The sequence below is a fragment of the Paenibacillus aquistagni genome, from assembly GCF_900177815.1.
GTDB classification, from domain to species: domain Bacteria; phylum Bacillota; class Bacilli; order Paenibacillales; family Paenibacillaceae; genus Paenibacillus_B; species Paenibacillus_B aquistagni.
Map to the genome: position 1 here is coordinate 58,125 of NZ_FXAZ01000004.1, position 13,406 is coordinate 71,530.

Annotated in this window: 9 protein-coding genes; 7 read left to right on the plus strand and 2 right to left on the minus strand. The window is 49.4% G+C overall.

Translation table 11 applies throughout. The features are described from left to right. Nucleotides 1–340 precede the first annotated feature (340 nt). The 7 genes from B9Y93_RS14315 (at nucleotide 341) to B9Y93_RS14345 (ending at nucleotide 8,482) form a co-directional block, all read left to right on the plus strand. Entirely contained in the window at nucleotides 341–1,390 is a 1,050-nt protein-coding gene (locus B9Y93_RS14315) for a sugar-binding transcriptional regulator (protein ID WP_085495247.1), read from the plus strand. 40 nt (nucleotides 1,391–1,430) lie between these two features. Beyond that, the gene (gene gap, locus B9Y93_RS14320; RefSeq protein ID WP_085495249.1) at nucleotides 1,431–2,435 is read left to right on the plus strand and encodes a type I glyceraldehyde-3-phosphate dehydrogenase; all 1,005 of its coding nucleotides are present in this window, start codon (nucleotides 1,431–1,433) and stop codon (nucleotides 2,433–2,435) included. A 248-nt stretch (nucleotides 2,436–2,683) separates the two neighbouring features. Beyond that, nucleotides 2,684–3,865, plus strand: coding sequence for a phosphoglycerate kinase (locus B9Y93_RS14325; protein ID WP_085495251.1), 1,182 nt, complete (start codon nucleotides 2,684–2,686; stop codon nucleotides 3,863–3,865). Nucleotides 3,866–3,912: 47 nt separating this feature from the next. Further along, complete coding sequence (tpiA, locus tag B9Y93_RS14330; RefSeq protein WP_085495253.1) at nucleotides 3,913–4,665, plus strand: triose-phosphate isomerase; 753 nt, start codon at nucleotides 3,913–3,915, stop codon at nucleotides 4,663–4,665. A gap of 1 nt (nucleotide 4,666) precedes the next feature. Next, nucleotides 4,667–6,205, plus strand: coding sequence for a 2,3-bisphosphoglycerate-independent phosphoglycerate mutase (gpmI, locus tag B9Y93_RS14335; protein WP_085495255.1), 1,539 nt, complete (start codon nucleotides 4,667–4,669; stop codon nucleotides 6,203–6,205). Nucleotides 6,206–6,270: 65 nt separating this feature from the next. Then, nucleotides 6,271–7,557 carry a phosphopyruvate hydratase gene (eno, locus tag B9Y93_RS14340; protein WP_085495257.1) on the plus strand — a complete coding sequence of 429 codons (1,287 nt, stop codon included), beginning with the start codon at nucleotides 6,271–6,273 and terminating at the stop codon, nucleotides 7,555–7,557. Nucleotides 7,558–7,843: 286 nt separating this feature from the next. Continuing rightward, a complete protein-coding gene (locus B9Y93_RS14345; protein ID WP_085495259.1) occupies nucleotides 7,844–8,482 on the plus strand; it encodes a class I SAM-dependent methyltransferase in 639 nt (212 codons plus the stop codon). Between the two features lie 359 nt (nucleotides 8,483–8,841). On the opposite strand, the gene odhB is transcribed toward B9Y93_RS14345, so the two are convergent. After that, nucleotides 8,842–10,134, minus strand: coding sequence for a 2-oxoglutarate dehydrogenase complex dihydrolipoyllysine-residue succinyltransferase (odhB, locus tag B9Y93_RS14350; RefSeq protein WP_085495261.1), 1,293 nt, complete (start codon nucleotides 10,132–10,134; stop codon nucleotides 8,842–8,844). A 56-nt stretch (nucleotides 10,135–10,190) separates the two neighbouring features. Next, nucleotides 10,191–13,049: a 2-oxoglutarate dehydrogenase E1 component gene (locus tag B9Y93_RS14355; protein ID WP_085495263.1), complete on the minus strand. Its 2,859-nt coding sequence runs from the start codon at nucleotides 13,047–13,049 to the stop codon at nucleotides 10,191–10,193. Nucleotides 13,050–13,406: the final 357 nt, after the last annotated feature.

Here is a 13,406-nt window from a genome sequence, read left to right on the forward strand (position 1 = left end):
TTGTACCGCATTCAGATTAAAAGTGCAACCAGAAACCGAACGCCTTTAATGAAGATAACGCACTGAGAATGCAAGCAAAATGCAAGAACAATCTCTGTTCAAAAGTGCGTCATTTTGTTGCTGTGATGGGCCTATCCAACCCTCTGACGTTTTTAATAATTGCATTTAGGGTATGAATAAAGATGGATGCATTTGTTCACCATAGACTCGGGATATATGCAGGCTTGCAAGTTCCTAGGAAGTCGGTTAGAATGTAGGTGGGACGAAAAAAGTGTTACATGGACATTTTGCGTCCCAGTATGATTCTCACAGTTTCTGGGGAGTGCAGGAGTGGAGAGAAATGCGTGAATGGCTAGAGATAAATAAGCGTCTGCTGCCCGACCTCATGGAACTGTTGAAGAAGCGCTACACGATCTTGCACGAGATCATGTCGTCTGATCTCATCGGTCGAAGAACATTGGCTTCATCGCTTCATATGTCAGAGCGTGTCCTAAGAGCCGAGACGGATCTGCTGAAGTCTCAGGGTCTTATCGAAACGGAGACAGCTGGCATGCGAATCAGCGAGGAAGGGCGCAAGTTGGTGATTCAGCTGGAACCGCTCATGCGCGAACTGCTTGGCATGCGCGAGCTGGAAGAGACGATACGCGAGGCTTTTGGCCTCAGACAGGTTATCGTCATTCCTGGGGATGCTGATGCCTCTCCTGCGGTGAAGCAGGAGCTTGGTAAGGCCGCTTGCGAGGTGCTGAACCGATCCATGGGCAAGGACGATGTCATTGCCGTTACCGGTGGTTCAACCTTGGCAGCCGTAGCAGATCAGCTTAGATCTTCCTCAGCGCGCAAGGGCAATTGGTTTGTCCCTGCAAGAGGAGGGCTAGGAGAAAGCCTTGAATACCAGGCGAATACGATCGCTTCCATGATGGCGAAGCGGGTAGGTGCTCAGTATCGACTGCTGCATGTGCCTGACCTCATCAGTGAAGAGGCGTATCAGTCCTTGAAGCAGGAGCCGAATATTCAAGACATCTTAAGCGTCATTCGTCAGGCACGAATCGTTGTGCATGGCATAGGCGACGCACTCGTAATGGCAAGACGACGCCATGTGGATGAAGCGACAGTACAGGCTCTGCAGGAAGCAGGAGCGCTGGCTGAAGCTTATAGTTATTACTTTGACCGCAATGGTCATGTTGTACATACGATGCTGACCTTGGGACTGCGGATGGAGGATATCTCCCGCGCAGAGGTCGTCATTGCTGTGGCAGGTGGCAAGAGCAAAGGCGAAGCCATCACTGCGGTGCTTAAGTTCGGACATGAAGATGTTCTCGTTACGGATGAAGCGGCAGCCAATGAAATCGTACGAATTAGTGGTCTCGATGTGCCTAAGAAGCCATCTTGAGCAATATAAAATTTCCATAAAGAAATGGGAGGAATCATCAATGGTTAAAGTTGGTATTAACGGTTTTGGACGTATTGGACGTAACGTATTCCGTGCAGCTTTGAACAACTCTGAGGTTGAAATCGTAGCAATTAACGATCTTACAGACGTTAAGACGCTTGCTCACCTGTTGAAATATGACACAACTCATGGCACTTTCGAAGCTACTGTAGAAGCTAAAGAAGGCGCTCTTGTTGTAAACGGCAAAGAAGTTAAAGTATTTGCAGAGCGTAACCCAGAGAACCTTCCTTGGGGCGCTAACGGCGTAGAAATCGTTGTTGAGTCCACTGGTATCTTCACAGCGAAAGACAAAGCTGAAATGCACTTGAAAGGCGGCGCGAAGAAAGTTATCATCTCCGCACCTGCTACTAACGAAGATATTACAATCGTTATGGGCGTTAACGAAGACAAGTATGACGCTGCTAACCATACAATCATCTCCAATGCTTCTTGCACAACAAACTGCTTGGCTCCATTTGCAAAAGTATTGCATGAGCAATTTGGTATCGTTAAAGGTATGATGAACACGATTCACTCCTACACGAACGACCAAAACGTGCTTGACTTGCCGCACAAAGACTTGCGTCGTGCTCGTGCAGCAGCTCAAAACATCATCCCTACAACAACTGGTGCTGCTAAAGCGGTATCCCTTGTATTGCCTGAATTGAAAGGCAAATTGAACGGTATGTCCATGCGTGTTCCTACACCTAACGTATCCGTTACGGACTTGGTTGTTGAGCTTGAGAAGGACGTTACTGTTGAAGAAGTAAACGCAGCGTTGAAAGCAGCAGCTGACGGTCCATTGAAAGGCATCTTGAACTACTCCGAAGAGCCATTGGTATCCAGCGACTACAACGGCGACCCAGCTTCCTCTACAATCGATGCTTTGACAACGATGGTAATCGGCGGCAACTTGGTGAAAGTTGTATCCTGGTACGACAACGAGTGGGGCTACTCCAACCGTGTAGTTGACTTGGCAGCATTCATCGCTAAGAAGGGCCTGTAATCTCATAGCACGAACAATCAAAGAGGAGTAACCATTTTTGGGCTCCTCTTTGGTTCAGTTGCGGACTTTTTTTATCTTGTATTACCAACCAACCATAGATAGAGATGAAAGAACGGACCAACGTTGATTTCATCAAAACCATTTCAAATATAGATAGAACCTTTATAGATAGAACCTTCCATATAGAACCTAGATATAAACACGATAAAGAACCGAAATAGATGCACGATCGATAGGAGGACATGGAGATGAATAAAAAGAGCGTACGTGATATTGATGTGAACGGAAAGCGCGTGTTTGTGCGCGTTGATTTTAACGTGCCATTGGAAAATGGTAAGATTACAGATGATACTCGTATTCAGGAAACACTTCCAACGATTAAGTTTTTGATTGAGCAAGGTGCAAAAGTGATCTTGGCTAGCCATATGGGTCGTCCAAAAGGTGAAGTGGTTGATTCCATGCGTCTTACACCAGCAGCGGCTCGTCTTGGCGAATTGCTTGGCAAGCCGGTTAAAAAGCTGGATGAGTCCATCGGCGAAAATGTCAAAGCAGAGATCGCGACAATGGAAAACGGTGACGTTGTTGTATTGGAAAACGTTCGTTTCCACAAAGGGGAAGAAAAGAACGATCCTGAACTTGCGAAGCAATTCGCTGAGCTTGCAGACGTATTCGTAAACGATGCGTTTGGTGCGGCTCACCGTGCTCATGCTTCTACAGAAGGTATCGCGCATCATCTTCCAGCCGTTGCAGGTCTGTTGATGGAAAAAGAATTGAGCGTGCTTGGCAAAGCATTGTCCAATCCAGAGCGTCCATTCACAGCGATCATCGGTGGCTCCAAAGTTAAGGACAAGATCGATGTCATCAATAAGATGATCGAGATCGCGGACAACATCATTATCGGCGGCGGACTTGCTTACACGTTCTTCAAGGCTCAAGGCCACGAGATCGGCAAATCCTTGCTTGATGAGACGAAGCTTCAAGAATCCCTTGGCTTCATCGAAAAAGCAAAAGCAGCCGGTAAAAACTTGTACTTGCCAGTAGATATCGTTGTTGGCGATGATTTCAGTGCTTCCGCGAACACACAAGTGGTTAGCATCGACAGCATCCCAGCTGACTGGGAAGGTCTTGATATTGGACCGAAGACTCGCGAGATCTATGCAGATGTAATCAAGAACTCGAAGCTTGTTGTATGGAACGGACCTATGGGCGTATTCGAGATCGAGCCATTCTCTCACGGTACTCGTGCAGTAGCACAAGCTTGTGCAGACACAGATGGCTACACCATCATCGGTGGCGGTGACTCCGCAGCAGCAGTAGAGAAGTTCAACATGAAAGACAAGATGAACCACATCTCTACTGGCGGTGGCGCATCCCTTGAATTCATGGAAGGTAAAGTACTTCCAGGCGTTGTAGCATTGAACGATAAGTAAGCAGGAGGGCAGCCTAAGCTGCCTCTTGTTCCAAGGAGTGTATTAGGGTGAGAAAACCGATCATTGCAGGTAACTGGAAAATGTTCAAAACGGTACCTGAAGCGCTTGAATTCGTAGAGCAGGCAAAAGGCAAAGCGGAAGTGGAAGGCGTCGAGAGCGTAATCTGCGCGCCATTCACAAACCTTCCTGCTCTTGTTGAAGCGGTAAAAGGTACATCCATTAAAATCGGGGCACAAAATCTTCACTTTGAAGATTCCGGTGCTTTCACAGGCGAAATCAGCGGCGTTATGCTGAAAGACTTGGGTGTGGACTATGTCATCATTGGCCACTCCGAGCGTCGTGCTTATTTTGCAGAGACAGACGAGATCGTTAACAAGAAAGTCGTAGCGGCTTTCCGTCATGGTCTTACACCTATCGTGTGCGTTGGGGAGTCTCTTGAAGAGCGCGAATCCGGCAAGACAAACGACGTATGCAAAGTACAAACGGTTGCTGCATTCGAAGGTCTGTCCGCAGATCAAGCGAAGCAAGTGGTTGTTGCTTATGAGCCAATCTGGGCGATCGGAACAGGCAAGTCCTCTACAGCAGCAGATGCCAACGAAACGATCAGCTACATCCGCAGCGTCATTGCTGGCTTGTACAGCAGCGAAGTTGCAGAAGCGGTTCGTATTCAATACGGCGGCAGCGTGAAGCCTGAAAATGTACGTGAATACATGTCTGAATCTGATATTGACGGCGCATTGGTAGGCGGAGCAAGCTTGCAGCCAGCTTCCTACATCTCTTTGGTGGAAGGGGCGAAGTAAGATGTCCGCACCTAGACCAGTAGCCCTTATCATCATGGACGGCTTCGGCCTTCGCAACACGGTTGAAGGTAATGCGGTTGCGCAAGCTAACAAGCCGAATTATGATCGTTATATGAGCATGTATCCAAACACGACTTTGACAGCTTGTGGTGAAGCGGTAGGCTTGCCAGAAGGTCAAATGGGCAACTCTGAGGTAGGTCACTTGAATATCGGTGCAGGCCGCATCGTATATCAAGACTTGACTCGCATCACGAAGTCCATTCGTGAAGGAGACTTCTTCCAGAACGAAACGCTGCTTGAAGCGGTTAAGCATGCAAAAGACAACAATAGAGCCTTGCATATCTATGGCTTGCTGTCCGATGGCGGCGTGCACAGCCATATTGACCATGCGCTTGCGATGCTGGACTTGTGTAAGCAAGCTGGCTTGTCTGATGTATATATCCATGCCTTCTTGGATGGTCGCGACGTTGCGCCTGACAGCGCAGTCGGCTATATCAAGAAGCTGCAAGACAAGATCGCTGAAGTGGGCATAGGCAAGATTGCGACCGTTCAAGGCCGCTACTATGCGATGGACCGCGATAAGCGCTGGGAGCGTGTAGAGAAGTCCTATCGTGCGATGGTATATGGCGATGGACCTACAGCGCAGGATCCGATCCAAGCGGTTGAGGAATCCTATGCAGCTTCGGTATACGATGAATTTGTAATGCCTACAGTCATCGTAGACAACAACAATGAGCCAGTAGGCTTGGTTCAAGAAGGCGACGCTGTCGTGTTCATGAACTTCCGTCCTGACCGTGCGATCCAGCTCGGACAAGTGTTTACGAACGAAGACTTCCGCGGCTTTGACCGTGGTCCGAAGTTCCCTAAGAACTTGCACTTCGTGGCATTGACACTGTTCGCTGAGACTGTTGGCGGATATGTAGCTTACTCTCCAAAAGAGCTCGACAATACGCTTGGCGAGGTTCTTGCTCAACAAGGCAAGAAGCAGCTTCGTATTGCAGAGACAGAGAAATATCCTCACGTTACCTTCTTCTTCAGCGGCGGCCGCGATGTTGAGCTGCCAGGAGAAAAACGTGTGTTGATCAACTCGCCGAAGGTGGCAACGTATGATCTGCAGCCAGAGATGAGCGCTTATGAGGTAGCGGAAGCTGCTGTCAATGAGATCAACTCTGACGAGTTCGATGCGATCATCCTGAACTTTGCGAACCCTGACATGGTAGGGCACTCCGGCTTGCTGGAGCCTACAATCAAGGCGGTAGAAGCAACAGATGAGTGCATGGGCAAAGTGGTAGAAGCTGTCCTTGCAAAAGGCGGCGTGTGCTTGATCACAGCTGACCATGGTAATGCTGATATGGTATTCGACGAACAAGGTCGTCCGCATACTGCGCATACGACTAACCCCGTGCCGATTATCGTAACGGCGAAGGATGCGGAATTGCGTGATGGCGGCATTCTAGCTGATATTGCTCCAACGATTCTTGACCTGCTTCAAGTTCAGCAGCCTGCTGAGATGACAGGAACATCCTTGATGAAGAAGTAATCACTGCTGTCAATGACAGCTGTGCATAGATTAAATGACTTGATGAATAGGAGATGTAATCGATCATGACAATGATTATGGACGTATACGCTCGCGAAGTCCTTGACTCCCGCGGTAACCCAACAGTAGAAGTTGAAGTAAAATTGGAATCCGGCGGCTTTGGCCGTGCAATCGTACCTTCCGGTGCATCCACTGGTGCTCATGAAGCAGTTGAGCTTCGTGATGGCGACAAAGGTCGTTATGTAGGTAAAGGCGTAGAGAACGCAGTTAAAAACGTAAACGACATCATCGCTCCAGAAATCATCGGTATGGACGCTCTTGATCAAGTAGCAATCGATAAAACGATGATCGAGCTTGACGGAACGCCTAACAAAGGCAAATTGGGTGCTAACGCTATTCTTGCTGTATCCATGGCTACAGCTCGTGCAGCTGCTGACGCTCTTCAAGTTCCTTTGTACACATACCTTGGCGGATTCAACGCTAAGCAATTGCCAGTGCCAATGATGAACATCATCAACGGTGGTGAGCATGCGGACAACAACATCGACGTGCAAGAGTTCATGGTACTTCCTGTAGGTGCTCCAAACTTCAAAGAAGCACTTCGCATGGGCGCTGAGATCTTCCACAACTTGAAATCCGTATTGCAATCCAAAGGCTTGAACACAGCTGTAGGTGACGAGGGTGGCTTTGCTCCTAACTTGACTTCCAACGAAGAAGCAATCACAACCATCATCGAAGCAATCGAAAAAGCGGGCTATAAGCCAGGCGTAGATGTATTCTTGGGTATGGACGTTGCGTCCACTGAGTTCTACAAAGATGGTAAATACACACTTGCGGGTGAAGGCAAATCCTACACTTCCGCTGAGTATGTTGACCTTCTTGCTTCTTGGGTTGAGAAGTATCCAATCATCACAATCGAAGACGGTATGTCCGAAGATGACTGGGATGGCTGGAAATTGCTCACTGAGAAATTGGGCGACAAAGTTCAATTGGTTGGTGACGACCTCTTCGTTACAAACACAGAGCGTCTTGCAACAGGTATCGAAAAAGGAATCGGTAACTCCATTTTGGTTAAAGTTAACCAAATCGGTACGCTTACTGAAACATTCGATGCAATCGAAATGGCGAAACGCGCTGGTTACACAGCGGTTATCTCCCACCGTTCGGGTGAGTCCGAAGACAGCACAATTGCTGACATCGCAGTGGCAACTAACGCTGGCCAAATCAAAACAGGTGCTCCGTCCCGTACGGACCGTGTTGCGAAATACAACCAATTGCTTCGTATCGAAGACGAGCTTGGTCAAGTATCTCGCTATGACGGCTTGAAATCCTTCTACAACTTGAAAAAATAAGTCACGTCAAAAGCGTGATTGACGAAAGGAATCCCATCTGGGATTCCTTTTTTTGTGCCGAAGTTACAGCCATTTGTGATTGTTCCCATCCGTTATCATAACAGGAAAACACATTGTGTTTAGTATGAGCATCGTCTTTCTGGGTGAAAGCTGTTGATACTGGATGAAGATATCGCCAGATATCGCCATGCCAGATGCAAGCTATTGCCTGATAAACATCCTGCTGTCACCCTGCATAAGCTGATAGAACAGTGATCGTACTCAGGTGATGTGAGGAGAGGAGCCGATGACCTTAACGAGTTTTTTTAGAGAATGTGATCCGAAGCTTAAGCAAGTCGTTATTCCCCTGCCTTCATTTTGGTGGAGTCGGCCTTACGAATATGCATGGGCAAGCCAATATGCTCAGGGCTGTGTGCTCGACGCAGCCTGCGGCATCAGCCATCCGTTCAAATTCTGGCTGACGGAGCATTGCGATGAGGTCCACGGGTGTGATCTTGATCCAAGGATTCTGTCACATGCCGCAATCTTACAAGATATTGTCGTTGATTTTGGCGAGCAGGAGGCTGCGTGGATTAAGCAAGAAGGCTATCTTCACCGGCTGAAGCTGCTTCGGGCTGATCTTGGCATGCTGCCTTATGGTAATGAGAGCTTTGATACCATCTTTTGCATCTCGGTGTTTGAACATCTGCCAGATGCCGTCAAGCCTGCTGTTATGCAGGAGTTCCACCGAACATTAAAGGGCGGCGCTACACTTGTCATGACGTTGGATTATCCGCTTGCTAATCCAGCCTTCATGGTGCAGGCGATTCAGGACAGCGGGTTTGAGTTGAAGGAGCCGCATGATTTCTCTATTCCAGAGGACGCCATTACCGGACAGGGTTTAATGTGTTATCGCCTGCTGCTTACGAAGAAGCCATCTTCATAAACATAAAATGAAAGGGATAAATGCTCATAAACATAGTTGCTCATAAACATATGAGCATGATAACTTCAAGCCTAGCAGCAAAATGAGGAGGCACCCAAGGCGGATTGCTGTCTCAATAAAGCTATGAAACACCCGGTAGTTTGATGAAAAAATGCGCATGGGTCTTCTTAAAATAAACATGCCCCTGAGGAAGAGACAACGCCATACAGCGGGTCCTCTTCCTCAGGGGCAGATGAATTTAATATCAGGCTATACCGGATTTTTGTTTTCTTCCCGATTCGATTCCGACGAGTGCTGCTTACGAAGAAGCTTGCTTTGTCGTTGCATCATGCTGCTAAGGGGTAGTTGACTAGCCAAGATTAGCTCTCCAGCAGCAATGATTCTGGATCCTCAAGCAGTTCTTTCACCTTCACGAGGAAGCTCACGGCCTCAGCTCCATCGACGATACGATGATCGTAGGAGAGGGCGATATACATCATCGGGCGAAGCTCGATTCGCTCGTTATCGACTCCTACAGGACGCATTTGGATCTTGTGCATGCCAAGAATTCCAACCTGCGGCGCATTGAGAATTGGCGTTGACAAGAGGGAGCCGAATACGCCGCCATTCGTAATCGTGAATGTGCCGCCTTGAAGATCAGAGATGGACAAGCTGTTGTTGCGTGCTTTGTTTGCAAGCTCAACGATCTCCTTCTCAATCTCAGCAAAGCCTAAGCGATCCGCATCTCTTACAACGGGAACTACGAGTCCTTCCTTCGCAGATACCGCGATGCCGATATCATAGAACTTCTTCACGATTAGCTCATCGCCGGCAATTTCTGCATTAAGCAGTGGATACGCCTTTAGAGCACCGATAACAGCTTTGGTGAAGAAGGACATGAAGCCAAGATTCACTTCATATTTCTCTTTGAAGCGATCTTTGCGGCGCTTACGAACATCCATGATGGCCGTCATATCTACTTCATTGAACGTAGTCAGCATTGCTGCTGTCTGCTGTGCTTCTACTAGACGCTTGGCGATCGTCTGGCGGCGGCGGGACATCTTCTGAATATCCACGGCTTTGCCTGCAAATTGATCGGTATAGGCAGAAGCCTTTGGAGCTTGAGGAGCTGGTGCAGCAGCTTGGGAAGGCGTACCCGCTGTCCGCACACGAGCTTGCGCTTCAACATCGTCTTGGGTCACGCGTCCAAGCGGATCGCGCGTCTGCACACTCTTGAGGTCCAAGCCTTGCTCGCGTGCCAAGCGTCTCGCACCTGGTGTAGCATAAGTATCTTTATCAGGTGCTGGAACAGCCGCAGGTACGGGAGCCGCTGCTTGCGCTGCTGCAGGCTTGGCAGGCGCCTCGACCGCTGCTGCTACTTGCGGCTCAGCAGAAGTAGACTCGCTGCTTGCTGCTGGCGCAGCGGAAGCGGAACTTCCGCCTGCACCAAGAATAGCAATCACTTCTCCAACAAGAACGTTCTCTCCTTCTTCTCGGACGAGTTGTTCGATCACACCATCCTCATCAGCTGCGATCTCAAGATTAACCTTATCCGTCTCCAATTCAGCCAGTACATCGCCTTGCTTCACGGCATCGCCTTGCTTCACATGCCATTTGTGTAACGTTCCTTCGGTAATCGAATCTCCCAAGTCAGGGACTTTGATCTCTGCCACGGTTGGTGACCTCCTTATGTTTGAAGCTGCAAGCTGTTAGCTTACCGATCTCTATATTAAGAAAGCTTGAGTGAGTTCTGAATAATCTGGCGCTGCTCATGACTGTGTACATCCGCGTAGCCGCTCGATGGGGAGGAGCGCTCTCCTCTGCCGATATAGCTGAGGGAAGCATTCTTCGGCAGTATCGCCCGAATGCGAGGCTCCATGAAGGACCATGCACCCATGTTTTGCGGCTCTTCCTGCACCCATGCGACTTCCTTAAGGGACTTCATTCTTCCCATCACTTCAGCAATCTGTTCCTCTGGGAACGGATACAGCTGCTCGACGCGCACGATATGAAGCCAGCTCCAATCCTGATCCTGATGATTCTCAAGCTCAGCTTCCAGATCAAGGGCGATCTTGCCTGAGCAAAGAATCAAGCGCTGTACCTTGCTAGGCTTGCTGCCAAGCAGCGGCTCCTCCAGGATAGGAGAGAATGTGCCTTCCGTTAAGTCGGCTACGTTAGAGACGCTGCGTGTATTGCGCAGCAGGCTCTTCGGCGACATCACGACAAGCGGTCTTGCCTCCAAGGTTCCGCCAATGGCTGCCTGACGACGCAGCAGATGGAAGTATTGCGCTGCACTAGTCAGGTTGGCAACCATCCAGTTGCCATTCGCGCACAATTGAAGGTAGCGTTCCAGACGGGCACTAGAGTGCTCTGGACCTTGACCCTCGTAGCCGTGCGGCAGCAGCATCATCAAGTTGGAGTACTGATGCCACTTCGCTTGGCCAGAAGCAATAAACTGGTCGAAGATCACTTGCGCAACATTGGCGAAATCTCCAAACTGTGCTTCCCAGATCACAAAGGTCTCTGGGGAGAATACGTTGTACCCGTATTCGAAGCCCAGTACAGCCGCTTCCGTTAGCGGGCTGTTGTGAATATCGAAGGACGCCTTCACCTGCGGAATATGGTGCAGCGGGCAGTACGTGCTGCCATTGTTCGGATCATGCATCATTAGATGGCGATGAGCGAACGTGCCGCGCTGTACATCCTGGCCGCTCATGCGAATCGGCTGGCCATCTGCAAGAATCGTAGCAAAGGCAAGCGCTTCTGCGAGCGACCAATCAACCTTGTTCTCATCCTTCATCGCATCCGCGCGACGTTTCATAATCCGCTCAAGCTTCGAGTAAGGCGTGAAGCTTGAAGGATAATCAACCAATGCCTGATTGAGCTCGCGCAGCTCTTCTTCCGCTACGCCAGTAATCGCCGGGACCGGCTCATTCGCACGAGGGAGCCTGCTGGTATGAAGCGGGAAGTCAGACTCTGTGCGCTCGCGCATCTTCTCATAGGCTTGTTGCATCTCTGCTTCGACTTCGTCCTTCATCTGCTTGAGCTCTGCCTCAGTGATGACCGCTTGCTGCTGCAGGCGATTCGCATACACCTGATAAGGCACAGGGTGGCTGTTCACTTTTTTGTAGACGAGCGGCTGCGTAGCACTCGGATCATCCATCTCATTGTGGCCGTGACGGCGGTAGCCGATCAGGTCAATGAGGAAGTCCTTCTTGAACGTCTCGCGATATTCAAATGCCATCCGCACAGCAGCGATACAAGCCTCAGGATCATCAGCATTGACATGTACGATCGGGATCTCATAGCCCTTCGCTACATCGGAAGCGTATAGTGTTGAACGTGAATCCGAGCTGTCTGTTGTGAATCCAATGCGGTTGTTGACAATAATATGGAGCGACCCGCCGTTCTGATAGCCATCCAGCTTGGCAAAGTTTAGCGTCTCCGCAACGATGCCTTCGCCAGGGAAGGCTGCATCCCCGTGCATGAGGATGGTTGCCGCGAGGCCCGTATCTTGGGCAGGGTATCCTTTGACTGTGCGATCGTCCTGCGCAGCGCGAGCAAAGCCTTCAACCACGGCGTTCACATATTCCAAGTGGCTCGGGTTATTAGCCAGCGTAATCTTCGTGCGAAGCTGACCTTGTTCAAATTCGCGATCCGCACCCATATGATATTTCACGTCACCGGTCCAGCCGAAGTTAATGCCTGTCGAACCTTCGGAAGGCACCAGATCCTTGTTCGGTGAATGATGGAATTCCGAGAATATGGCGCTATATGGCTTGCCAAGCACATGCGCCAGCACGTTCAAGCGGCCGCGGTGCGCCATGCCCATCATGATATTTTTGACGCCGTCTTTGGCAAAGGCGACAACCAGCTCATCAAGCATTGGAACGAGCGTATCGTTGCCTTCAATGGAGAAGCGCTTCTGACCGGCGAATGTCTTATGAAGGAATTTCTCGAACAGGTCAACTTGGATGAGGCGCTTGAGAAGCTTCTTCTTCTCTTCATCAGAGAGACGAACAGGTTCTCTTTCTGCTTGCTTTCTCAACCACTTGCTCTCGTTCTTGTCGTGCACATGGCCAAAGTCGTAAGCAATCGAGCGCGTATACGACTTCTTCAATTGCTCGATCGCATCCCAAGCGGTATGCACGCCCACTGGAGGCTCGTTCCATACCAAGCTTGCTGGAAGCGCCGCAAGCATCTCCTTCGTCAAGCCATAGGCTTCAGGCTCGAAGCCAGCCTCAAGCGGCTTCGTGTCGATCCCAAGCGGATCGATATCTGCAGCCAGATGTCCGAAGTGGCGAATATGATCGGCGAGCTTCGCTGCGCTCACGGCCTGCTGCAGCTGCTCTTGGCTTGGGGCCAGTGCAGGGCGGTCAGGCGCAATCAGCGCATTGACAGCGCTTGCAGGCGCAGTAGGCGAAGCATCGACTGGAGGTGGTCCATACTGCTCGAACCATTCTCTGTACTGCGCATCGACGGTATCTGGATTTTTTAAATACTGTTCATACTGCTCTTGAATGTATCCAAGGTTCGGGCCATAATATTGCTCCCAAGCTGCACCTCGGCTTGATATTCCAACCGACATGAATCATAACCTCCTTATGGGTTCAATCCTGTTGTTAGGAACACGAACTTGCCTCTCATTGACCCATCCACATTACCTGTCGTCTATTATTAAATGGTTTCATAAATACTGGAAACGTCTCTATTATACTTTACATTTCGTCAGATGTAGCGTCCTAAAAGCGTAAATGATGATAGCTATTTCAGATGATATACATATCAAATGTAGATAGATAATGATTGCGCTTACAAGTGAGAGTTTTCACAGTTCGCAGGGCGGGTCTAATGCTGGACCTTAGACTAGTTTTGAGACGAAGGTATTGCGGTGCATCAGGCATGAATCTATACTAAAATCAGGTACTAATCAATGTACAATACT

What these genes read in the sequence shown, in the direction of transcription:
- B9Y93_RS14315 (WP_085495247.1), top strand. Translation starts at nt 341, where the DNA reads ATGCGTGAATGGCTAGAGATAAATAAGCGTCTGCTGCCCGACCTCATG.
- gap (WP_085495249.1), top strand. Translation starts at nt 1,431, where the DNA reads ATGGTTAAAGTTGGTATTAACGGTTTTGGACGTATTGGACGTAACGTA.
- B9Y93_RS14325 (WP_085495251.1), top strand. Translation starts at nt 2,684, where the DNA reads ATGAATAAAAAGAGCGTACGTGATATTGATGTGAACGGAAAGCGCGTG.
- gpmI (WP_085495255.1), top strand. Translation starts at nt 4,667, where the DNA reads ATGTCCGCACCTAGACCAGTAGCCCTTATCATCATGGACGGCTTCGGC.
- eno (WP_085495257.1), top strand. Translation starts at nt 6,271, where the DNA reads ATGACAATGATTATGGACGTATACGCTCGCGAAGTCCTTGACTCCCGC.
- B9Y93_RS14345 (WP_085495259.1), top strand. Translation starts at nt 7,844, where the DNA reads ATGACCTTAACGAGTTTTTTTAGAGAATGTGATCCGAAGCTTAAGCAA.
- B9Y93_RS14355 (WP_085495263.1), bottom strand. Translation starts at nt 13,049, where the DNA reads ATGTCGGTTGGAATATCAAGCCGAGGTGCAGCTTGGGAGCAATATTAT.